Raw genomic sequence first — 20,900 nt, 5'->3', positions numbered from 1 at the left:
CGCTGGCCGGCATTCCACCAACCTCACGCCGGCCAGCGGCCGGCGCTACCAGGCAGGGTTCAATACACGTCGCGGCGGTAACGCCCGTTTTCCAGCAGCGTTTCCACCGCGTCGTCGCCCAGCGCAGCACGCAGCACCTGGTCCACGCCTTCGGCCATGCCCTGCAGCGAGCCGCACACATGGATCACCGCGCCACGCGCCAGCCACGCCTGCAGTTCCTCGCCCGCCGCCTGCAGGCGGTGCTGCACGTAGCCACCACCGTCGGCATCGCGCGAGAATGCCAGATCCACACGTGCCAGATGGCCGTCGGCCTGCCACTGGGCAATCTCTTCGGCAAACAACCGGTCGTGCGCGCGCTGGCGTTCGCCGAACAACAGCCAATGGCCGTGCTCGCCCTGTTGCGCAGCTTCGCGCAGCAGGCTGCGCAGGCCGGCGATGCCGGTGCCGTTGCCAACCAGCACCATCGGCGCGCCGCCCCGGCGATGGAAGCCCGGGTTGCGGTGCACGCGCGCGGCAATGCGGGTGCCCAGCGGGGCGTGCAGCGCCAGCCAGCCCGAACCCAGGCCGGGGCGACCGGCCGCGTCGTGCACCAGCCGTACCACCAGCTCAACCACGCCATCGGCGGCGCAGGATGCGATGGAATACTCGCGCCCCGGCAGGGCGGGCAGGCCGGCCAGCCACAGCGCGGGGTCCTGCACCGGCAGCGCGGCACCTTCGTCGGGCAGCAGGCGTCCGCCGGCCAGTTCCAGCAGCGTGCACGTGCCATCGTCGAGCAGCAGCGGCTGCAGCGGGTCCAGGCCGTGCGCTTCCAGCACCGCCGTGGTGTGCTGCACGCTGTTGCGCGGTGCGATGTGCAGGATGTCGCCGGCCTGCCAGGTCGTAGTGGCCGGTGGTGCCAGGCGGATCTTCCAGATCGCGCCCCCCTGGCTGCCCGGATTCAGCGCTTCGCGCGCCAGCAGTTGCCAGTCATGCATCTGCGTGGCCGGCGGCAGCACGCTGTCATCGGTGTCGATGCCGGTCAGTGCGGTCAGCTGGTGCTGCCACTGGCGCAGGTCCACCACCGAGGCGGCATCCACGTCGATGCGCGGGAACAGCGGCTGCGCACCGTTGCCCGCCAGCCACGCGTCCACCTGTGCGCCGAACGCGCAGAAGTGCGGGTACTGCCGATCGCCCAGCGCCAGCACGCCATGCTGCAGGCCCGACAGATCCACGCGCTGTGCCAGCAACTGGCGTGCTGCGCGGCGCGCGTTGTCCGGTGGCTCGCCGTCGCCGAAGGTGCTCAGCACCCACAGCACCTGCGGCGTGTCCTGCAGCTGCGCAGCGGACACCCGCGCCAGCGGAAGCACCTGCACCGGGTGGCCAGCGGCCTGCAGCTGTGCCGCCGCGCGCCAGGCCAGCTGTTCGGCCAGGCCGCTCTGGCTGGCATGGATCACCCGCCACGGCATGCCTTCGCCGCCGCCGTCCTGTGGCGCAGGCAGGGTCTGCCGCAGTGCACGTGCCGCGCGCTGGCTGCGCCGACGGTCCAGATACAGCATCCAGCCGGTGATGAAGAACAGGCACATGGCCAGGCTGCTGAGCATCACCACCACCCGGCCGGGCAGGCCGAAGTAGCTGCCCGAATGCAGCGCGAACATGCTGGTGGCCAACTTGCCGCCGGTGCCCTGGCGCGCGTAGGGACGCGCATCCAGCAGCGCGCCGCTGGCCGGGTCCAGCTGCAGCACGTCCTGCGCGCGGTCGTGGGCGCCGCCGCGCAGGGCCGGATCGCCGGACATCACCCGCACGTTCAGCACCTGGCCCGGCTTTTCCGGCAGGCGCAGGTCGATGTAACCGCTGCGCACACCGGGCTGCGCGTACAGCGTGTCTTCCACATGCTGCAGATCGAGTACGGCATCCGCCGCCACCTTGTGCCTGGCCGGCGCAGGCACGCCGAGCACACTGCTGGCGGCACTGCGGTACCAGTCGAATGACCACCACAGACCGGTCAGCGCGCTCATCAGGTAGATCAGCAGCACCCAGGTGCCGACCACCGAATGCAGGCTCCACAGGAAGCCGCGGCCGCTGCGCTTCCATTCCACCGCCAGCCAGCTGCGCCAGTGCCACCAGCGGCGCGGCCAGCGCAGGTACAGGCCGGACAGGGCGAAGAACAGCAGCGCGATGGCGCAGCTGCCGACCACGAGCTTGCCGCGTTCGCCCGCCGCGAGGTGGCGGTGCAGGTCTTCAACGAAATCGAAGAACGCCTGGCCGCGCAGATGGCTGAAGCGTTCGCCGTTGTACGGGTTGAAGTAGACCCAGTGCTGCTTGCCGCCAGCGAAGCGTGCCACCGAAGGGCGCTGGCCGGTCGCATCCACGCGCAGACGCTGCAGTGGACGCTCGCTGCCGGCCTGCAGCAGCGGCACCAGTTCGCTCAGTGCCAGCGTCTGCTGGCCGTCGGCATGGTGTTCGGCAATGGCGGCAAAGCCGGGGTTGGCGGCGCGCAGCAGCTCATCCTCGAAGGACAGCGTCGCGCCACTGAGGCCCATGATGGCCAGGATCGTGCCGGCCGTGATGCCCAGCAGCCAGTGCAGTTGGAACAGGACGTTCTTGAACATCGGGGAGAGAGGCCGTCTAGGCTGCCGCCCGCATCCTGCGCAACAGCAAATGAGAATTAATCCCGTAATTCTCCGGGCGCGGACGGGCTACGGTCAAGGAGGGTTTCGTTGCAGGGCTTGCAGCCCTGCACCCGCTTCAAGCCACAGCAACGTCAACTTCAAAAGCTGGCTTTCCGTGGGATGGCGGGGTGGGTCCGGTCGAGGGGGACGGCGTGAATACGTCCATGTAGCCTCGGTCGCGCCATCCATGGCGCTCACCCCCCCTCAACCGGACACACCCCGCTTTCGACAGTTTCCTGCGATCTGTCGGAACGGCATTCTGCTTTGGTGGGTGCCGACCGTTGGTCGGCACGGATGAATTCATTTGATTTCTGACAGAAAAATCGTGTCGGCCAAGGTCGACACCTACCAAAAGCTGAGCGTTCCAGCGGTCGCCGTTACCCACGGCCGCAGGAATCTGTCAGAGGTGGGGCGGTGTGGGCTTGCAGGACCGCAGGCGCCATGGATGGCGCCTACGAGCCCCCATGGATGGGTTTACGGCGTGTCCTGCAAGCCCACACCGCCTCGCCATCCCACGGAAAGCCCGCTTCGGCCTTTGACGTTGCCGTTGCATTGAGCAGGTACAGGGCTGCAAGCCCTGCAACAACACCCTCACTTCACCCAGTTGGCAATCTCGCCGTGCTCGAACGGCCCCAGCTTGGCCTTCACCATCCGCCCCTGTGCATCAAACAACACGCTGTACGGCAGCAGGCCCTGCGCATTGCCCAGTTGCACGCTGGCATCGCGGGGGCCGGGGGTGTCCAGCACGATGGGGTAGCTCACCGGCACGCGCTGCAGGAATGCAGCCACGCCCTCCGGTGTATCCAGCGCCACGCCCAGCACCTGCACGCCGTGCACGCCCTGCACGTCGGCAAAGCGCGCCAGCTCGGGCATTTCCTCGATGCACGGCCCGCACCAGCTGGCCCAGACGTTCACCAGCAGCGGCCGGCCTTGGAAATGCTGGCGCAGATCCAGCGCCTGCCCGTCCAGCCCAGGCAGCACCAGCGGCGGCAACGCATCCCCCGCGCGCAGGACGGGAATCAGCGGCGTGGCGACAGCCGGCGTAGCAACCGGCGGCGCAGGCGCAGGCGTCAACCGGTGCCCCGCCCACAGCCCAAGGCCGGCGGCCAGCACCGCTGTCCACAGCAGTGCCGGCCGTTGCCAGTTCATCGGGCGGTGCGCAGCAGCGCTTCTTCCACCAGGGCCTGGGTCAACAGGGTCGGCAGCACGGTCGGCGGTGCGCCGGGGCCGTACACCACGTACAGCGGCACGCCCACGGCCTTGTGCTCATCCAGGAACGCGGTGATCTGCGGGTCCACGTTGGTGTAGTCGCCACGCATGTACACCGCGTTGGTGCGCTTGAGCAGTTCCTTGAACTCCGGGCGCGACAGCACCGCGCGTTCGTTGGCCTTGCAGCTCACGCACCAGTCGGCGGTCATGTTCACGAACACCACGCGGTTGTCCGCACGCAGGCGGTCCAGCATCTGCGGCGAGTAATCCACCACGTTGTCGCTGGCAGCCTGGGCGGCACGTGCCGGCGGGGCCAGCTGGGTCACACCCCATACCGGGCCCAGCGCGGCCAGGGCCAGCAGCACCCCCAGCAGGCTGGCGCCGCGCTTGCTGCGCCAGCGGCTGGTCTCGAACAGCCACAGGCCGGCGGTCAGCAGCAGCAGGCCACCCAGGGCCAGCGCCATGCCGTCCACGCCACGCTGCTTGCCCAGCACCCACAGCAGCCACAGTGCGGCGGCATACATCGGGAAGGCCAGCACGTGCTTCAGCGTTTCCATCCACGGGCCGGGCTTGGGCAGGCGGCGCGCCAGGGCCGGCACGAAGCCGATCAGCAGGAACGGCAGGGCCAGGCCCAGGCCGAGGAACAGGAATACCAGCATCGCCGCGATCGGCGGCGCCACGAAGGCATAGGCCACCGCCGGGCCGAAGAACGGACCCACGCAGGCACTGCCGACCACGCAGGCCAGCACACCCGTGAAGAAATCACCGGCCGGGCCGCTGCGGCGGGCCAGCGACTGGCCGAAGTTGCCGATGCCGCCGCCCATGGTGAACACACCGGACAGGCTCAGGCCGACGGCGAACATGATGTACGCCAGCGCAGCCACCACGCCCGGGTGCTGCAGCTGGAAGCCGATGCCCACCGCATTGCCGAGCATGCGCAGGCCCACCATCAGCGCGCCGATCACCGCAAAGGCCACCAGCACGCCCAGCGTGTACCACATGGCATGGCTGCGGGCGCGTTCGGCGCTTTCACCGCTCTGCGCCAGGCTCAGCACCTTCAGCGACAGGATCGGCAGCACGCAGGGCATCAGGTTCAGCACCAGGCCACCGCCCAGCGCCAGCAGCAGCACCCACAGCAGCGAGCTGTCGGTCTTGGGCACGCTGCCCGGCGGCTTGGTGCGCTTGGCATTGTCCTGCTGTGCATCGGCGGCGAAGGCATCCGCACCGGGGGCGCCGTCAGTGGCGCCGTCGGCGGCATCGTTGGGCACGGTCGGCAGCAGGCGACGCGGGGTGCCATCGGCATCTCCGCGCGGGCCTTCGCCGGCTGCGGCGGGCACCGCCTCCGCCGTGGTCTGGCCGGCGGCCGCCACGGTGCCGGCGGGAATGGACAGCTTCACCCGGCGGGTCATCGGCGGGTAGCAGATGCCATCGGTCTGGCAGCCCTGGAAGGTCACCACCAGGGTGCTGTCCATCGCCCCGGTGCGCGTGCGGCGCAGCGGCACCGGTACCTCCACCTGGTTGAAGTACACCGAGACATCGCCAAAGTGCTCGTCGCGGTGCGCCTGCGCGGCCGGCCAGCGCGGCTTGTCGGCCAGCACGCCGGTGCTGCCTTCCAGCTTCAGCGAGGTGCGGTCGCGGTACAGGTAGTAGCCCGGTGCAGGGGTGAAGCGCAGCAGCAGCGTATTGCCGTCGCTGGCGATGGCATCGAAGCCGAACGCCTGTTCCGACGGCAGCGGAAGCGCCTGCGTGTTGCCGCTGCCCGGCAGGCGCAGGCCACCTCCGCTACCGGCCAGCGGGTTGTTGAACGGGCTCACCCCGGTCGCGCGCGCGGTGCGCAGCGCGGCCTTGCCACTGGCACCGGGCAGGGCCACCTGCACCACGCGCTTCTGCGGCGGGTAGCACACGCCGGCATCGGCGCAGCCCTGGTAGCGCACTTCCAGGCTGATGGTGCCGGCCGCATCGGTCGGCGCACCGGGCAGGGTGGCCTGCAGGCGTTCGCGGTAGGTTTCCACCTCACCGAAGAAATCATCGTGGTGCTTGTCGCCGGCCGGCATCTGCAGGGCACCGGCATTGAAGGCCGGGTCGGCCTTGACGCTGGTGCGGTGGCGGTAGAGGTAGTAGCCGGGGGCGATCTTGAACTGCAGTTGGATCTGGCCCCGTTCGGGCGCACTGGCCGTCAGCGCGAAGGCCTGGTCGACCGGCAGCAGGTCCTTCTCATCCAGCGCGAAGGCCGGCAGGGCCAGCCACAGCAGAGCGCACAGCGCGGCGCCACGAGCAAACAACTTCATCAATCGGTGTCCTCCCGGGTCTGCGCCCGGATCCAGTCCAGATACGCCGGCAGGCCGGCCCGGGTTTCGACCGCGATGCACTCCGGGAGTTCATACGGATGCAGTTCGACGATGCGGGCGATTGCGTCATCGACGCGGCTCGCCGTGGTTTTCACCAGCAACTGCAGTTCGGCGTCGGTGGTGACTTCGCCCTGCCAGCGGTAGGTCGACTGCGCGCCATCCAGACGGGTGACACACGCCGCCAGGTGTTCACCGACCAGCGCGTGCGCGATGCGCTCGGCACTGGCCCGGTCCGGGCAGGTGGTCAACAGCAGCAGGATGGGATCGACGGTCGACATGACCGCCGAGTATAGGGCCGCCGCCGGGTCGAGGCCCGGCGGCGGCGTGGACCGCTGCGTTGCGCGGTCAGTTGGCCAGCTGGCAGGTGGCCGGTTTTGCCGAGGTGAACAGGGCCGGGGTGGCCCACTCGGGGTGGTCGATGAACGGGTTGCGGTTGCCCTGGAAGCTGTAGATCACATCATTTCGCGCACGCTCGGCATCATCCGGCGGGTCGGACAGGTGCCAGTCGATCAAGGTCGACAGCAGGCCCATGTAGGCCGGCGAACTGCTGGTCTTGACGATCTTGCTGCGGTCGTCGGTCAGTTCCAGGTCCGGTTCGGACTGGCCGGTGGCCGCATCCTTGCCGCCCTCATAACGGATGGCCATGTACATCACCGCACGCGCCATATCGCCCTTGCGCTTGCCCCATACCTCGAAGGTGCCGGTATTGCCGTCGGGGGTACGCACCCAGTTGGAATTGCCCGGGTAGCCGCCGCTGCCGCCGCCCTGGCCGTTGTTGGCCTCGGTGGCGCGCTCGCCGCAGCTGGCATCGCACTTGCCGAACGGCTTGTTGCCGCGGTCGGCATTCCACTGCGCATCGGTCAGGTACAGCATGTGGGTGTCGGTGTACGGGGCGTACGGCAGGCCCTTGTCGCCGGTGGTGCTGGCAAAGCCCAGCGAGTTCGGCCAGGTGTGCTCGCGGTTGTAGGTCAGGCCGCTGCCCGTGCCCGCGCGGCTGCTCACCTTGGTGTAGCTGTGGTTGCGGTAGGCATCGAGGATCTTGCCGCTGTTGTTCGGGTCTTCGTCGGCAATCTCCAGGATGGTCCAGGTGCTCGTGCCCGAGCCGCTGTACGGGTAGGCGGTGTGGCCCTTGATGGTCTCGTGCAGCGAGCAGCGCAGCTGGCTGGCGCTGGAGGTGTTCACCTTGGAGTAGTAGCCCTCCGGCGTGCCCGGGTTACCGGGGTTGCCGGGGTCCGGATTACCCGGGTCCGGGTTGCCGGTGGTGCTGGCCACGGTAAAGGCGATGCGGCTGTCAGCAGCCGGGTGCGCGCCCTGGTTGTCGGTGATGCGCGCGGCGCGGATGTCGAAGCGGCAGGCCTCGCCGGCCACCAGCGCGGTATTGGTCGACAGCTTCACGGTCCTGCCACTGCCCGGCCAGGTCAGCGGCACGCTGCCGGATCGGCCGCAGCTCAGGGCGAAGGCGCCGCTGGCCAGGGTGACCGTTTCACTGAACACCACTTCCAGATCGGCCGCCGCCGGGAAGGTGCTGCTGCCCTGCGCCGGGGTGGTGGTGGTGACCGACGGCGGTGTGTTCGGGCCGCCCGGGGTGCCACCGCCACTGAAGGTCTGGTTGGTGTTGCAGCGGCCGAAGGTCTGCCCGGCCGACTCGGCCCAGGTGAAGTGGGCGTACTGGCTGCCGCTGCCGGTCAGCTGCAGCGAGGTGCCCGGCGCGGTGCTGTTGGTCTCGGCCACCGGAATGTTCTGGCTGGTCATGCCCGCCGCGGGGCCACCGGAGGCGGTGATGGCGCCCTCGTAGCTGAGGAACTGGACCACCTTGCCGCTGGCGTCGACCAGGGCGATGCCGTCATTGGGGCCGTTCTGGATGCCGTTGGTGGGGTAATTGACCACGGCAATGGTGGCGCTGCCGCAACCGGCAGCGCTGCCGGCCGGCACCGGGTTGTTGGCGTACACCACGGCCGCCGAAGCGTTGGCGCCGTTGTACAGGTACAGCCGGTAGCCGGACAGGTCCTCGCCAGCGGTGGCGACCACTTCAATGGCTTCGCCGACATCACCGGCCGGGGTGCTGTCGTCGTAGTGCAGTTCGTTGATGAAGACCTCGGCCTGGACCGGCGCGGCGGCCAGCGCCAGCAGGCAGGCGGCGGCGAGCGGGGACAGCAATCGCATCGACTACTCCTTGTGATTGGGAATGCCGGGCCGAGCCTAAGGCCGAACGCGTGACACTTTGTCGTAACTGAACGTCAGATATCTGACACTGCGACGTGGGTCACCAAAAACTGGGAAACCCGCCTGCCGCAGCGGGGCGCGGCCAGCGCAGCCCACCGTCAAAAAATTTTACGGGGCGGGGCTTGAAAGGTCCCGGGGCAGCTCCATCTCTGTCCTGCTCCCGACCTGTCGGGCTTTTTCACACGCAATGCTGGCAGTCACCCTGGGTGAGTGCTAACATCGCCAGACTTTTTCAGACCAATCAATAACTTAAGAGGTCTCTCATGAGCATCAAGCCGCTGCACGACCGCGTTGTGGTCAAGCCGATCGAAGCCGACGAAATCTCCGCCGGCGGCATCGTCATTCCGGATTCGGCCAAGGAAAAGTCCACCAAGGGTGAAGTCGTGGCCGTCGGCCCGGGCAAGGCCCTGGACAACGGTAGCGTGCGCGCTCCGTCGCTGAAGGTTGGCGACAAGGTCATCTACGGCCAGTACGCCGGCAGTTCGTACAAGAGCGAAGGCGTCGAGTACAAGGTCCTGCGCGAAGACGACGTGCTCGCCATCATCGGCTGAGCCCCGGCGCGACCTGCTTCATCCCCTGATTCCAAACACCCAGCCGCCGGGCCTGCCCCGGCGCTACCAATGAGGTAACTGCAATGGCTGCCAAGGATATTCGTTTCGGTGAAGACGCCCGTTCGCGCATGGTGCGCGGCGTCAACGTTCTCGCCAATGCCGTCAAGGCCACCCTGGGCCCGAAGGGCCGCAACGTCGTGCTGGAAAAGAGCTTCGGCGCCCCGACCATCACCAAGGACGGCGTCTCCGTCGCCAAGGAAATCGAACTGGCTGACAAGTTCGAGAACATGGGCGCGCAGATGGTGAAGGAAGTCGCTTCCCGCACCAACGACGACGCTGGCGACGGCACCACCACCGCCACCGTGCTGGCCCAGGCCCTGATCCGCGAAGGCGCCAAGGCTGTGGCCGCCGGCATGAACCCGATGGACCTGAAGCGCGGTATCGACAAGGCCGTCGTGGCCGCCGTCACCGAGCTGAAGAACATCTCCAAGCCGACCGCCGACGACAAGGCGATCGCCCAGGTCGGTACCATCTCGGCCAACTCGGACGAGTCCATCGGCCAGATCATCGCTGACGCGATGAAGGAAGTCGGCAAGGAAGGCGTCATCACCGTTGAAGAAGGCTCGGGCCTGGACAACGAGCTGGACGTGGTCAAGGGCATGCAGTTCGACCGCGGCTACCTGTCCCCGTACTTCATCAACAACCAGCAGTCGCAGACCGCTGACCTGGATGACCCGTTCATCCTGCTGCACGACAAGAAGATCTCCAACGTCCGTGACCTGCTGCCGGTGCTGGAAGGCGTCGCCAAGGCCGGCAAGCCGCTGCTGATCGTTGCCGAAGAAGTCGAAGGCGAAGCGCTGGCGACCCTGGTGGTCAACACCATCCGTGGCATCGTCAAGGTCGTGGCCGTCAAGGCTCCGGGCTTCGGCGACCGTCGCAAGGCGATGCTGGAAGACATGGCCGTGCTGACCGGCGGCACCGTGATCTCCGAAGAAGTGGGCCTGTCGCTGGAAAAGGCCACCATCAAGGACCTGGGCCGCGCCAAGAAGGTGCAGGTTTCCAAGGAAAACACCACCATCATCGACGGCGTGGGCGACAAGGCCAACGTTGACGCACGCGTGGGCCAGATCAAGACCCAGATCCAGGACACCTCCTCCGATTACGATCGCGAGAAGCTGCAGGAACGCGTGGCCAAGCTGGCCGGCGGCGTTGCCGTGATCAAGGTCGGCGCCTCGACCGAAATCGAAATGAAGGAAAAGAAGGATCGCGTCGACGACGCCCTGCACGCCACCCGTGCAGCCGTCGAAGAAGGCGTGGTCCCGGGCGGCGGTGTTGCCCTGGTTCGTGCGGTCACCGCACTGGCCGGCCTGAAGGGTGCCAACGAAGACCAGAACCACGGCATCCAGATCGCCCTGCGCGCGATGGAAGCCCCGCTGCGCGAAATCGTGGCCAACGCCGGTGAAGAACCGTCGGTCATCATCAACAAGGTCAAGGAAGGCACCGGCAGCTTCGGCTACAACGCTGCGACCGGCGAGTTCGGCGACATGCTGCAGTTCGGCATCCTGGACCCGACCAAGGTGACCCGTTCGGCGCTGCAGAACGCAGCCTCGATCGCTGGCCTGATGATCACCACCGAAGCCATGGTTGCCGAAGCTCCGAAGAAGGACGAGCCGGCCATGGGTGGCGCTGGTGGCATGGGCGGCATGGGTGGCATGGGCGGCATGGACTTCTAAGTCCCCGCGCTACCGATGCAATGAAAAACCCCGCCGGAAGGCGGGGTTTTTTTGTGGACGCATTCCATGCCGCTGGTAGGTCCACGCCATGCGTGGATGAAACCGCGCGTGGCATCAACCGTGCGACGCACAGTAGATCCACGCCATGCGTGGATGAAACCGCGCGTGGCATCAACCGTGCGACGCACAGTAGATCCACGCCATGCGTGGATGAAACCGCGCGCGGCATCAACCGTGCGACGCACAGTAGATCCACGCCATGCGTGGATGAAACCGCGCGCGGAATCAACCGCGCAACGCGCGCCGATCCAACCAGACCTTGGCGATGAAGAAGGTGGGCACACCGCCATACAGCACGCCCTTCACCCAAGGCAGCCCCAGCTGGTAGGCAATCAACCCACCTGCGGCCATGCCGACCAGGCCGACGGCCACCGCCCTGCGCTGACGCTGCAACTGCTGCATCTCCTCCTGCTGGCGCGCGGCGATCTTGTCACGCCGCTCATCCGGCTGCATCACGGCGGTGGCGATGGCATCAGCTTGCGAAGGGGTCATGCGGGGGTCCAGAAAAGCGAGTGTCTGGCTTTTATACTGCGCCGGGCGGCAAAGCGGCGTAAACCCCGGTCGCATCCATGCTGCACAAAGCCTTGCCGCCGCAACGCGCCGGCACTAGCCTCCTGCCATGCCTACTTCGTTCCTCGTCGTCGACGACTTTCTTTCCCCGGCCGATGCCCACGGCCTGCGCCACGCCGGCCTGGGCCTGGACTATCCCGCGCAGGATGGCGCATTCCCTGGCCGTAATTCACTGCAGCGGCTGGAAATGCAGGGCCTTGCCGGTGCCGCCTCCCGGCTGTTGAACGAACCGCTGCGGCCGGTGCAGCCGTTGCAGTCACACGGCAAGTTCCGGCTCACCCTGGCCAATGACGAGGGTCGCGCCCGCGTGCATACCGATCAATCGCACTGGTCTGGCATTCTCTACCTCAGCGCGCCCGAACACTGCCAGGGCGGCACCGAATTCTTCCGCCACCGCCGCACCCGCACCGATCGGATGGCGCTCAATCCCACCGAACTGGCTGCGCTGGGCTATGCCGATGGCGCAGCCATGCACCGTGACATCATCGAGCGTGACAGCAACGATGAAAGCGCCTGGGAGCCGACCATGACCATCCCCATGCGCTTCAATCGGCTGGTGCTGCTGCGCCCATGGTTCTGGCACACCGCTGGCCCGGCCTTCGGCGACTGCGCCGAGAACGGCCGGCTGGTGTACCTGATGTTCTTTGAAAGCGCGGCCTGAGCATCAATCCGTAGATCCACGCCATGCGTGGACAAGGCCCGGCCGCTGCAGGCAGATACGCTCGGCCCCTGCACTGATGTCCACCTGGCCATCCTGCATCACATCCGCCCCCAGGATCACTGCGGGGCGCTGATCCAGCCCAATCGCCCGGAACACCGGCAGTTCACTGATGCGCACTTCCACTGCCGGGTGCTGCCACCCTGCACTGGCCAGCGCCGGCAGGGTGTACAGCCACGTTGGCGTCGGCTTGCCACCCAGCCCTTCGCTGCCCCTGCTGCGTGCCCGCACACGCTCATCGCTGCCATCGGTACGCAGGCCCAACGCGCGCGCTGCCGCGTTGTTGAGGATGGTCTGCGCCGCACCGGTATCCACCACGCCGATCGCCTCCACGCCTTCATCGCCCAGCTGCAGGGTGACAAAGCCGAAACCCTTCAACACACCGCTGCGGTCGGGCAGGGCGTTTCCCTGGCAGTACCCCGCGGAGGTCGGCAGCGTCTGCGCCGGCCACAACATCAGGCGTGCATTGGCGAAATCCCAGCGCGTGTCGAAGCGCGCTGTGATGTCCTGGCCGATGATGCCGTGCAACGGCGCGCTGCGAGAAGAAGACAGGCTGGCCAGGTCGGCCTGCAGCGCGGTGACCTGCAGTTGCAGGCTGCCCAGCCCCATCGCCACGCTGCGCGTACTGCGCAGTGCCACCCCGCCCGCGCTGGCGCCCTGCGCGTTGTGATTGCGTGCGTTCGGGTCCTGCAGCTGGAAGCGCTGCACCACGGCCGCATCCAGCAAGGTTGCGCTGGCGGCGCTGTCCACAACCAGATGCAAGGGCTCATCGCCTCCCGCCAACGTGCCCAGTACGGTGGGGTGGCTGGCCTGCATCGTCATCGGCAGGCTGTGCAGCGCGGCCGGCTCAGCCGCAGCTGGCAAGGAAGCGATCAACAGGGGCAGCAGGGCCATGCGCATCGGGGGACTCCTCGGGAAAGAGCGGCCATTTCGCACCACGTGCGTCGTACCGGTATGTCCGCGTTGATACCGGGCCGATACACAGCGCCGTCATACTTGTCGCATGAATGCTACCGCTACCCTCATCGTCGTGGATGACGATGCCAGCATCCGCGACGCCATTGCCGACCACCTGCTGCTGCATGGCTACCGCGTGCGCGTGGCGGCCGATGCTGCCGGCCTGGATGTATTGCTGCAGGTCGAGCGACCCGATGCCATCATCCTGGACTGGATGATGCCCGGCGAAGATGGCCTGTCGGTGTGCCGCCGCCTGCAGTCGCGCGCCATTCCCATCCTGATGCTGTCGGCCATGGGCAGCGCACCGGACCGGGTCATCGGGCTGGAAATGGGCGCCGACGATTACCTGGCCAAACCCTTCGACCCCCGCGAGCTGCTGGCCCGCGTGCGTGCGCTGCTGCGCCGGCAGGACAAGCTGCGCGAGCAGGCGACGATGGAACTGCGTTTTGAAGGCTGGCGCCTGCTGCCGGCACCGCGCCGCCTGCTGGCGCCCGATGGTGCCGAGGTCGCGCTCAGTCGCGGCGAGTTTGCCCTGCTGCACGCGCTGGCGGAGCGCCCGGACCGCGTACTGGACCGCGATCAGCTGATGCAGCTCACGCGAGGCGACGACAGTGACAGCGTGGACCGCGCCGTGGACCTGGCCATCAGCCGCCTGCGACGCAAGCTGGCCCAGGCCGCCAGCGGCGGCGAGCGCCTGGTGCAGACCCTGCGCGGCGAAGGCTATCGCTTTGGCGCAGCGGTGCAGCGATTGTGAGCGCGCGTCTGAGCACTGTGCGCTGGAGCACCGCACGATGGATTGCGATGCTGGCCGTCAGCAGCCTGCTGCTGGCCACGGCGGTGAGCATGGCCGTGGTGGGCTGGCTGCCGCGCCCGGCAGCGCCGCAGATGCGGCTGGACCAGGCCATGCAGGTACTGCGCGGGGAGCACGCGGGCGACAGCATGGGCCTGCGCGTGGACACGCGGACGCAGGCCCCACACGGTGCCGAACACGAGCGGCTGCGACAGATGGTGGCAGATGACCTGCGCCAGCCCGTCCAGCGCGTGCGGCTGGTCTGGGCAGGCAACAGCAAGCCGCCGGATATTCATGTCATTGCCGCTGGTGCGGAGCAGGGAAGCCGCGGCGATGTGGCTGCACTGAAAGCCGCGCAGCAGGTGCTGGCCAGCCTGCCGTGGCCACCGTTTGAACTGGCCGTGCAGCAGCCCGACGGTCGCTGGCGCGTGGTCAGCAGCACCTACAGCGATCTGGCCGCGTGGCGGCGGCAGGTCCTTCTGGCCCTGCTGGGCGGCACTGTGCTGCTGGCACCGCTGGCCGCGTGGGCGGCGGTGCGCCTGAGCCGGCCGTTGCGCCGCCTGGCCGACGCCAGCGCCACCCTTGACCTGCACGCGCAGGCACCGCTGCCTGATGACGGCCCCCGCGAAGTACAGATGCTGGCCGAAGCCCTGGATGCCGGCCGCACCCGCCTGCGCGAACAGGCGCAACAGATGACACGCATGCTGGCAGCGGTGGCGCATGACCTGCGCACCCCGCTCACCGGCCTGCGCCTGCGCGCCGATTTCGCCCCGCCCGCGCAGGCTGCGCGCATGGTGGCCGATATCGAGCGCATGAACGCCATGATCGAGCAGGTGCTGGATTACGCTCGCGGCGAGTTGCAGCCGCCACAGCTGCAACCGATGGATCTGGTCCCTCTGCTGGAAGACTGTGTGCAGGCCGCACGTCTGCGCGGCCTTGACGTTGCCGTTGAACTGCCCCGCACATTGCCCTGGCGCGCTGACGCACTGCTGCTGCGCCGCGCGCTGGACAACCTCATCGACAACGCCGGTCGTTACGCCGGTGCCGTGGAGCTGCGCGCGGCGCAGGTGGATGCACGGGTGCAGCTGGACATCATGGACCGTGGCCCCGGCATTCCCGCCGATGATCGCGAGCGCCTGCTGCAACCGTTCCAGCGCAGCGAAACCTCGCGCAGCCGCACAACCGGCGGCACCGGCCTGGGCCTGGCCGTTGCGGCCAACGCCGCCCGCAGCCACGCCGGCCACCTGCAGCTGTTGCAGCGCGAAGGCGGCGGCCTGATCGCCCGCCTGCAACTGCCCCAGTAGATCCACGCCACGCGTGGATGAACCTTCCGATCCACTTGCAACACCCACCCACGCCTGAATATGATTAGCCGCCTAATCATATCCGTGTATGCAATGCTGGAAGCCAAGCACACTGCCCTCATCGGTGAAGCCACCCGCCGCGGCCACGCCAACCTGGCCCAGCTGCGCCTGTGCTTCCAGCTGCTGTCCCTGTCCAGCGCCATCGATCGCGACTGCGCCACCCGCCTCGCACCGCACGGCCTCAGCGAAGGCCGCTTCATCGTGCTGTTCCTGCTGCAGGGCGCTGGCGGCACCTTGCCCCCGCACGAACTGGCCGAGCGTGCAGGCGTCACCCGTGCCACCATCAGCGGCCTGCTGGACGGGCTGCAGCGCGAGGGCCTGCTGCAACGAAAGCCCGATGACGAAGACGGCCGCCGCCTGCAGATCGTGCTGACCGCGCGCGGCAAACGCCTGGCCGAAGAACTGTTCAACCAGCACACGCAGTGGATCGGCGGGTTGTTCAACGGCTTGGATGCAACCGAGCAGGCACAACTTTCGACGCTGCTGGAAAAGGTGTGGCAGCACACCGACACTGGCCGGGACGCGACCCCGTGAGTGCGGCCATCAACACGACGCGGCAGCACGAACTGGATACCGGAAAGGTGGCCAGCACGCATCTGGCCGAGTGTCTTGCGGTGGATTTCGCACTTCTGCTGCAGACCGTTGCGACGCCGCCAGACGCCGCAGTGCAACGCATGCGCGAAGCTGCCAGCAAGGGTGTCACACAGCGCATGGCCCTGGCTGCAACGCTGCTGCGCGAAGCAGGGCAGGGCGATGCAGCACAGTGGCAGTCGCACCCCTCAGACACGGTACGAGGCTGGGCCTGCTACCTCATCGGCAGTGATGCCACATTGGCGATGTCCGGCAAGCTGCACGCCCTGCGGCCACTGGCCGATGATCCGCATTTCGGCGTGCGCGAATGGGCGTGGCTGGCCGTGCGTGCTGACGTGGTGGCAGCGCCTTTGCAGGCACTACAGTTGCTGCTGCCGTGGACCGGTGAAGCCTCACCTTACCTGCGCCGGTTCGCCTGTGAAGCACTGCGCCCGCGCGGCGCATGGGCCACACACATCGCCGCCTTCAAGCAGCAACCGCAGCACGCACTTCCGCTGCTGGAAGCACTGGCCAACGACCCCGAGCGCTACGTGCAGGACTCGGTGGGCAACTGGCTCAACGATGCCAGCAAGACGCAACCCGAGTGGGTGCGCGATCTCTGTACGCGTTGGCAACGCGAACACAGTAGCTCAGCAAACGCACACATCCGCAAGCGCGCCCAACGCACCCTCAGCAAAACGTAGAGTCGAGCTTGCTCAACTGCTCTTGGCGTGTAGAAAGAGCAGTCGAGCAAGCCCGACTCTACGGTAGATCTACGCCCTGCGTGGATGAAGCCATCCGCGCAACCCGATTGCTGCTACGGGTGCACCCGCTCTGCCGCGTGCGTACCCAGCGCCAGGCAGGCCAGCATCAGCCCTTCCATCACCCGCTCGCCCACGTCATGTTCCGGCCCGCCGTTGCGACGGCAGCGTTCGGCTGCCAACAACACCTCATGCAGGACGCGAAGCCCGGCCAAGGCGCAATCGCCATCGGCAATCTGGATACGGCGTCCGATCGGCAGGTTGGACTCGGGCCACGGCTGCCCATCGCTGCCGTAGCCGGCACCAATGCGCCGCAGGCTGGTAATGAAGCGGTTGGGATCGCGGAATGCGTCGTCGGCGTTGGCCGGTTCGTCGTGGTTGCGGCCCGGGAAGGGAACGTGCTTTGCGTTCATGGCATGTGCTCCGTACAGGAAAGACGGCAGCGCCACCGGAAGAGGTGGCGGACGGTACGTGGCTGGAAGCCGGGAAACAGAAGTAAACCGGTGGACCCTCAGGTCCCCACGTACCGCCCGCCATGGAACGCGGACGATTTGCCAGCCGGCGCCGCACCACGCGGCGCCGGCTGACAAACGTTTCTTCTGTTGCACGGGCTTCCAGACCCGGCCACCCGTTTTCGGTGGCAATCCATCTTGTGCATATGCTCGCGCAGAGCACCAAGGGCGACTGCGACATTCACGAAGCGCCGCGAATTATTGCATACGCCCAACGCCTTGAAAGCCCTTGTTTTGCCGTCTGTTTGCCGCCGTTGAACTTCGGCCTCGATAACTTACGGGCGCGTCACCTGCCAGACGATCACGCGGTTCAATCGCGACAACACAACGACCTTGCAGTTATCGAATCGCCCGCAGGTGGGCGTGCCGAACACCAGCAGCGGCTGCCACTCAACGTTGACTCCCTGTTCGTACGGCTGCTACCTCGTCTTCGGATATTCTCGAGTATCTGGAGGCTTCTGCAGCCAAGCGACCACTCGCACTTGATGTCGCCTATCCAGCGGTGCTGATGCACTCTGTTGGGAGAACGGGTGAAGCGTGCGAGCAGATCTCCAATCTGCAGCAGAAGGCTCTGGGAGATTGGAGGCATAAAGCGGCCGAGGTGGCTGCACGCCTTGGTTGCTGTCAGGCTTAGTGCCTGCAGCCTGGTTCATCCTGCCGGCAAGCGTACGTCGCAGTTGCCGGCTAGGCTGCAGCAACTGGCACATGCGCCTGTCACCGATTCCGGGTAAACATGACCCCTGCCCATGTCCACCCGCAGGGAAGTCGATCATGCAGAGCAAGCTCCAGGTCACGCTGTACGGAACCCTTGGCGACAGCCCGGCGCTGCAGGTGCCGGGGCTGGAGGGGCCGTCGGTCGCCATCCTGGAATCGACCCTGCGGCAGCTCGTCTCCGATCTCTACACCGCCCGCTCCCTGCTCAACCCCGAGCAGCTGGACGATGCCCGCAAGGAACTGGACCGCGTGGTGGAGCGCTGGGTGGACATCCATGAAGGCCTGCTGCTGGATGTGGAAGTGCACGGCAAGCGCTGAGGCGCGCCCTGCCTGAACCGCGCCCGCAGTTGCCAATGAAACATTTTGCACAGCGCAGAAGCTGTGCTATCAATACATCCCATGAACGCAGCCCACGCCAACTTTTATTGGTATTACTTTCCGAAGCCCCCGGCGGAGGAAGGACTGCGCTCACCCTGAAGAAACCTTCAGACGCATTCCCGAAAGCCGCCAGCGAACCTGGCGGCTTTTTTCATGTCGCCACGCTGCGGACCCCCACATTCCGTAGAGACCCCCCCCATGCCCCCGCACACCGACGACCTTCGTATCCGTACCATCGAACCGCTGACACCGCCCGCCCAGCTGCTGGCGATGCTGCCGTGTGACGATGAAGCCTCCGACACGGTCAGCGCCTCGCGCGCGGCCCTGCACGAGATCCTGCACGGCCGTGACGACCGCTTGGCCGTAGTGGTGGGCCCGTGTTCGATCCACGATCCGCACGCGGCCATCGAGTACGCCCAGCGCCTGAAGCCCCTGCGCGATGCGCTGGCCGGCGAACTGGAAATCGTCATGCGCGTGTACTTCGAGAAGCCGCGCACCACGGTGGGCTGGAAGGGCCTGATCAACGATCCGGACCTGGATGGCAGCTTCAAGATCGACAAGGGCCTCCGCATTGCCCGCGGCCTGCTGCGCGATATCAACAAGCTGGGCCTGCCGGCCGGCGTCGAGTTCCTCGATGTGATCTCGCCGCAGTACATCGCCGATCTGGTGGCCTGGGGCGCCATCGGCGCGCGCACCACCGAAAGCCAGGTGCACCGCGAGCTGGCATCGGGCCTGTCGTGCCCGGTGGGCTTCAAGAACGGCACCGATGGCAACGTGAAGATTGCCGCCGATGCGGTGGGTGCCGCGTCCAACCCGCACCACTTCCTGTCGGTCACCAAGCAGGGCGGCACGGCCATCGTGTCCACCACCGGCAACCCGGATTGCCACGTGATCCTGCGTGGCGGCAAGCAGCCGAACTACGACGCGGCCAGCGTGGGCGAGGCCTGCCAGGCGCTGGCCAAGGCCAAGCTGCCGACGCGCCTGATGATTGATGCCAGCCACGCCAACAGCCTGAAGAACCCCGAAAACCAGCCGAAGGTGATCGAGGACATCGCCACCCAGCTGGAAGACGGCGAACAGCGCATCGTCGGCGTGATGGTGGAAAGCCATCTGGTCGGCGGCCGCCAGGAACTGGTGGAAGGCCAGCCGCTGGTCTACGGCCAGAGCATCACCGATGGCTGCATTGATTGGGACACCACCGTGCAGGTGCTGGAGCGCTTGGCCGCTGCCGTGCGCGCCCGTCGTGAAGTAAAGGTGTCTGAAGCCGCTTGATTGCGGTACGTGTGTGGATGGCGGCCAGCGCCTGCGGGGGTGCGGCCGCGATCAGGGTCGGTCGGAGTTGGAGACCGACCCGTCCGCACCGGCGATGCGCCTGGCGCTACGTAAGTGCGACAGCGCCAGGTACATCGCCGGGGTGGAGTGAACTGTAGATCCACGCCATGCGTGGATGATTGCCCGCCAATGACGGCTACGACCCGTCGGCGGCCACATCAGCGCCGACAGCGCGCCCCCGGCTCACGATGATCCTGCGTCTGGCAGGCCTTCATGGGGGCCGCATTTCACTGATTCCACTGAGGAATCTGCGGGCAGCAGAAGGGCCCTGTGTGTGTCCAGCGCGGTCTGCCGCAAACGACCATTCCGCTTCTTCCGTCTACGCCCCACGGTTGTCCGTGCGGGAGCCGCCAACCCACGGCGGCAGGAGCGGAAGATCGGTCATGGACTTGACGAAACTTATCACGGTGATAAATTGATGCTGGCGCTGTGGCGGATAAATCCTGCCCAGTTGCCGTGGCCTCAGGAATCCCGGCGATGGCGGCGGACAATCAATGTCTGCGGGCGGCCCCTGATTGATCTGTGTGCTTTGCAGGACTGCGCGCGGGCGGGAAGCCTTCAGCCTGACGACATCTGGGTGGCCACGTACAAGGCACAGCGGGATCTGGAGAACCTGCGCTGGACACTGGGTGATCTGTTGGACTGTCTGCTGTGCCTGCAGGCGGTGGACTACAAGGGATCGGAGTGGTGCAGGGACCAGTTGGGCCATTGGCACCCGTGTGACGCGTATGCGGTTCGCTACGACGATGTGCGCAAGTGCAGGAACAGCCGTTCGGACATCAACTACTACCTGAAATTCTCAGTTGGCCAGGACGGGACGTTGCGACTCGTCTTTCTCAGCTGCCATCTGTAGATCGCCACGTGATTGATCGGAGCACGCCATGAACAACGCCAAGCCCCGGATGTGTCCGGCCTGCCAGAACGCACGGTTGCTGGCATCCACACGCGAACGACACTTCAGCCCGCGTGGCAATGAAGTTGTTGTCGACCTGTTGGTGATGGAGTGCCCTGCATGTGGCGCTACGGCAACCAGCGAAGCACAGCAGATCGAGAACCTCAGGCGTCTGGCGGCCCGGCGCGAACATTACGGCGGCCTCTTGCTGGGTGAGGACGTGCTCGCATTTCGGCGTCGCTATGGCCTGACCCAGCGTGCAGCGGCAACGCTCTTCGGAAAAGGTGCCATTGCGTTCTCCCGCTACGAGAACGAGACGACCTATCCCGACGATGCTACGACGATGCTGCTGGCGTTGGCGATGGAAAAGCCGGATGTGGTGCGCTGGCTGGCCGAACGTACTGGCACGACGGTGCCGCTGCTGGACCCGCCGCGGGAATCTGCAACCACGCCTGCTCGGCGTGTGGCACGAAGCCGTCGTGCCATGCCCGGCACGTCAGGTAATGCAATCCGCTCCGCGCGCTGATCCGCCTTCTGCAGTGTCGAGCTTGCTCGACGGCTGTTGATCCA

19 protein-coding genes are annotated in these 20,900 nt (G+C 66.8%); 11 read left to right on the top strand and 8 right to left on the bottom strand.

From position 1 onward, the window contains the following. Nucleotides 1–59 precede the first annotated feature (59 nt). The 5 genes from C1924_RS17870 to C1924_RS17850 all read right to left on the bottom strand — a co-directional run bounded on the left by C1924_RS17870 (nucleotide 60) and on the right by C1924_RS17850 (nucleotide 8,368). Entirely contained in the window at nucleotides 60–2,588 is a 2,529-nt protein-coding gene (locus C1924_RS17870; RefSeq protein ID WP_108766507.1) for a sulfite reductase flavoprotein subunit alpha, read from the bottom strand. Between the two features lie 651 nt (nucleotides 2,589–3,239). Then, nucleotides 3,240–3,797, bottom strand: coding sequence for a TlpA disulfide reductase family protein (locus C1924_RS17865; protein WP_108766506.1), 558 nt, complete (start codon nucleotides 3,795–3,797; stop codon nucleotides 3,240–3,242). Continuing rightward, nucleotides 3,794–6,148, bottom strand: a complete 2,355-nt coding sequence (locus C1924_RS17860; RefSeq protein ID WP_108766505.1) for a protein-disulfide reductase DsbD — start codon at nucleotides 6,146–6,148, stop codon at nucleotides 3,794–3,796. Before C1924_RS17860 ends, C1924_RS17865 begins: the two co-directional genes overlap by 4 nt. Continuing rightward, nucleotides 6,145–6,483 (bottom strand): divalent-cation tolerance protein CutA, encoded by a 339-nt coding sequence (cutA, locus tag C1924_RS17855; protein ID WP_108766504.1) that lies wholly within the window; start codon nucleotides 6,481–6,483, stop codon nucleotides 6,145–6,147. Before cutA ends, C1924_RS17860 begins: the two co-directional genes overlap by 4 nt. A gap of 67 nt (nucleotides 6,484–6,550) precedes the next feature. Continuing rightward, nucleotides 6,551–8,368, bottom strand: a complete 1,818-nt coding sequence (locus C1924_RS17850; RefSeq protein WP_108766503.1) for an endonuclease — start codon at nucleotides 8,366–8,368, stop codon at nucleotides 6,551–6,553. A 323-nt stretch (nucleotides 8,369–8,691) separates the two neighbouring features. On the opposite strand from C1924_RS17850, the gene C1924_RS17845 reads away from it, so the two are divergent. Both C1924_RS17845 and groL read left to right on the top strand, forming a co-directional pair. Further along, nucleotides 8,692–8,979, top strand: coding sequence for a co-chaperone GroES (locus C1924_RS17845; protein ID WP_088027441.1), 288 nt, complete (start codon nucleotides 8,692–8,694; stop codon nucleotides 8,977–8,979). Between the two features lie 83 nt (nucleotides 8,980–9,062). Next, nucleotides 9,063–10,712 (top strand): chaperonin GroEL, encoded by a 1,650-nt coding sequence (groL, locus tag C1924_RS17840; protein ID WP_108766502.1) that lies wholly within the window; start codon nucleotides 9,063–9,065, stop codon nucleotides 10,710–10,712. Between the two features lie 285 nt (nucleotides 10,713–10,997). On the opposite strand, the gene C1924_RS17835 is transcribed toward groL, so the two are convergent. After that, a complete protein-coding gene (locus tag C1924_RS17835; protein ID WP_108766501.1) occupies nucleotides 10,998–11,264 on the bottom strand; it encodes a hypothetical protein in 267 nt (88 codons plus the stop codon). 127 nt (nucleotides 11,265–11,391) lie between these two features. Between C1924_RS17835 and C1924_RS17830 the strand changes: the two genes are divergently transcribed. After that, entirely contained in the window at nucleotides 11,392–12,003 is a 612-nt protein-coding gene (locus tag C1924_RS17830; RefSeq protein ID WP_108766500.1) for a DUF6445 family protein, read from the top strand. 3 nt (nucleotides 12,004–12,006) lie between these two features. Here the strand turns inward: C1924_RS17830 and C1924_RS17825 are convergent, their stop codons facing one another. After that, nucleotides 12,007–12,960 carry a pepsin/retropepsin-like aspartic protease family protein gene (locus C1924_RS17825; RefSeq protein ID WP_108766499.1) on the bottom strand — a complete coding sequence of 318 codons (954 nt, stop codon included), beginning with the start codon at nucleotides 12,958–12,960 and terminating at the stop codon, nucleotides 12,007–12,009. A gap of 103 nt (nucleotides 12,961–13,063) precedes the next feature. On the opposite strand from C1924_RS17825, the gene C1924_RS17820 reads away from it, so the two are divergent. The 4 genes from C1924_RS17820 to C1924_RS17805 all read left to right on the top strand — a co-directional run bounded on the left by C1924_RS17820 (nucleotide 13,064) and on the right by C1924_RS17805 (nucleotide 16,445). After that, complete coding sequence (locus C1924_RS17820) at nucleotides 13,064–13,771, top strand: response regulator transcription factor (protein ID WP_108766498.1); 708 nt, start codon at nucleotides 13,064–13,066, stop codon at nucleotides 13,769–13,771. A 47-nt stretch (nucleotides 13,772–13,818) separates the two neighbouring features. After that, the gene (locus C1924_RS17815) at nucleotides 13,819–15,111 is read left to right on the top strand and encodes a HAMP domain-containing sensor histidine kinase (RefSeq protein WP_108766497.1); all 1,293 of its coding nucleotides are present in this window, start codon (nucleotides 13,819–13,821) and stop codon (nucleotides 15,109–15,111) included. A 93-nt stretch (nucleotides 15,112–15,204) separates the two neighbouring features. Further along, nucleotides 15,205–15,705: a MarR family transcriptional regulator gene (locus C1924_RS17810; RefSeq protein WP_108766496.1), complete on the top strand. Its 501-nt coding sequence runs from the start codon at nucleotides 15,205–15,207 to the stop codon at nucleotides 15,703–15,705. Beyond that, complete coding sequence (locus C1924_RS17805; protein ID WP_108766495.1) at nucleotides 15,702–16,445, top strand: DNA alkylation repair protein; 744 nt, start codon at nucleotides 15,702–15,704, stop codon at nucleotides 16,443–16,445. Before C1924_RS17810 ends, C1924_RS17805 begins: the two co-directional genes overlap by 4 nt. Before the next feature lie 113 nt (nucleotides 16,446–16,558). Here the strand turns inward: C1924_RS17805 and C1924_RS17800 are convergent, their stop codons facing one another. Next, entirely contained in the window at nucleotides 16,559–16,915 is a 357-nt protein-coding gene (locus C1924_RS17800; protein ID WP_108766494.1) for a hypothetical protein, read from the bottom strand. 870 nt (nucleotides 16,916–17,785) lie between these two features. On the opposite strand from C1924_RS17800, the gene C1924_RS17795 reads away from it, so the two are divergent. The 4 genes from C1924_RS17795 to C1924_RS17780 all read left to right on the top strand — a co-directional run bounded on the left by C1924_RS17795 (nucleotide 17,786) and on the right by C1924_RS17780 (nucleotide 20,856). Then, the gene (locus tag C1924_RS17795) at nucleotides 17,786–18,046 is read left to right on the top strand and encodes a hypothetical protein (protein WP_108766493.1); all 261 of its coding nucleotides are present in this window, start codon (nucleotides 17,786–17,788) and stop codon (nucleotides 18,044–18,046) included. Nucleotides 18,047–18,304: 258 nt separating this feature from the next. Then, on the top strand, nucleotides 18,305–19,378 hold the full coding sequence (locus tag C1924_RS17790; protein WP_108747472.1) for a 3-deoxy-7-phosphoheptulonate synthase: 1,074 nt from the start codon (nucleotides 18,305–18,307) through the stop codon (nucleotides 19,376–19,378). Between the two features lie 478 nt (nucleotides 19,379–19,856). Further along, on the top strand, nucleotides 19,857–20,291 hold the full coding sequence (locus tag C1924_RS20390; RefSeq protein WP_216821557.1) for a hypothetical protein: 435 nt from the start codon (nucleotides 19,857–19,859) through the stop codon (nucleotides 20,289–20,291). Between the two features lie 28 nt (nucleotides 20,292–20,319). Continuing rightward, complete coding sequence (locus tag C1924_RS17780) at nucleotides 20,320–20,856, top strand: type II TA system antitoxin MqsA family protein (RefSeq protein WP_108766491.1); 537 nt, start codon at nucleotides 20,320–20,322, stop codon at nucleotides 20,854–20,856. Nucleotides 20,857–20,900 lie beyond the last annotated feature (44 nt).

It is taken from the genome of Stenotrophomonas sp. ESTM1D_MKCIP4_1 (genome assembly GCF_003086895.1).
In the GTDB taxonomy this organism is placed as follows: Bacteria; Pseudomonadota; Gammaproteobacteria; order Xanthomonadales; family Xanthomonadaceae; genus Stenotrophomonas.
The sequence above is the reverse complement of the archived record's forward strand: the minus strand, read 5'-3'. Positions and strand labels throughout refer to the sequence as shown.

Coding starts and splice junctions, on each gene's coding strand:
- C1924_RS17870 (WP_108766507.1), bottom strand. CDS start 2,588: ATGTTCAAGAACGTCCTGTTCCAACTGCACTGGCTGCTGGGCATCACG.
- C1924_RS17865 (WP_108766506.1), bottom strand. CDS start 3,797: ATGAACTGGCAACGGCCGGCACTGCTGTGGACAGCGGTGCTGGCCGCC.
- cutA (WP_108766504.1), bottom strand. CDS start 6,483: ATGTCGACCGTCGATCCCATCCTGCTGCTGTTGACCACCTGCCCGGAC.
- C1924_RS17850 (WP_108766503.1), bottom strand. CDS start 8,368: ATGCGATTGCTGTCCCCGCTCGCCGCCGCCTGCCTGCTGGCGCTGGCC.
- C1924_RS17845 (WP_088027441.1), top strand. CDS start 8,692: ATGAGCATCAAGCCGCTGCACGACCGCGTTGTGGTCAAGCCGATCGAA.
- groL (WP_108766502.1), top strand. CDS start 9,063: ATGGCTGCCAAGGATATTCGTTTCGGTGAAGACGCCCGTTCGCGCATG.
- C1924_RS17835 (WP_108766501.1), bottom strand. CDS start 11,264: ATGACCCCTTCGCAAGCTGATGCCATCGCCACCGCCGTGATGCAGCCG.
- C1924_RS17830 (WP_108766500.1), top strand. CDS start 11,392: ATGCCTACTTCGTTCCTCGTCGTCGACGACTTTCTTTCCCCGGCCGAT.
- C1924_RS17825 (WP_108766499.1), bottom strand. CDS start 12,960: ATGCGCATGGCCCTGCTGCCCCTGTTGATCGCTTCCTTGCCAGCTGCG.
- C1924_RS17820 (WP_108766498.1), top strand. CDS start 13,064: ATGAATGCTACCGCTACCCTCATCGTCGTGGATGACGATGCCAGCATC.
- C1924_RS17815 (WP_108766497.1), top strand. CDS start 13,819: ATGCTGGCCGTCAGCAGCCTGCTGCTGGCCACGGCGGTGAGCATGGCC.
- C1924_RS17810 (WP_108766496.1), top strand. CDS start 15,205: ATGCTGGAAGCCAAGCACACTGCCCTCATCGGTGAAGCCACCCGCCGC.
- C1924_RS17800 (WP_108766494.1), bottom strand. CDS start 16,915: ATGAACGCAAAGCACGTTCCCTTCCCGGGCCGCAACCACGACGAACCG.
- C1924_RS17795 (WP_108766493.1), top strand. CDS start 17,786: ATGCAGAGCAAGCTCCAGGTCACGCTGTACGGAACCCTTGGCGACAGC.
- C1924_RS17790 (WP_108747472.1), top strand. CDS start 18,305: ATGCCCCCGCACACCGACGACCTTCGTATCCGTACCATCGAACCGCTG.
- C1924_RS20390 (WP_216821557.1), top strand. CDS start 19,857: ATGCTGGCGCTGTGGCGGATAAATCCTGCCCAGTTGCCGTGGCCTCAG.
- C1924_RS17780 (WP_108766491.1), top strand. CDS start 20,320: ATGAACAACGCCAAGCCCCGGATGTGTCCGGCCTGCCAGAACGCACGG.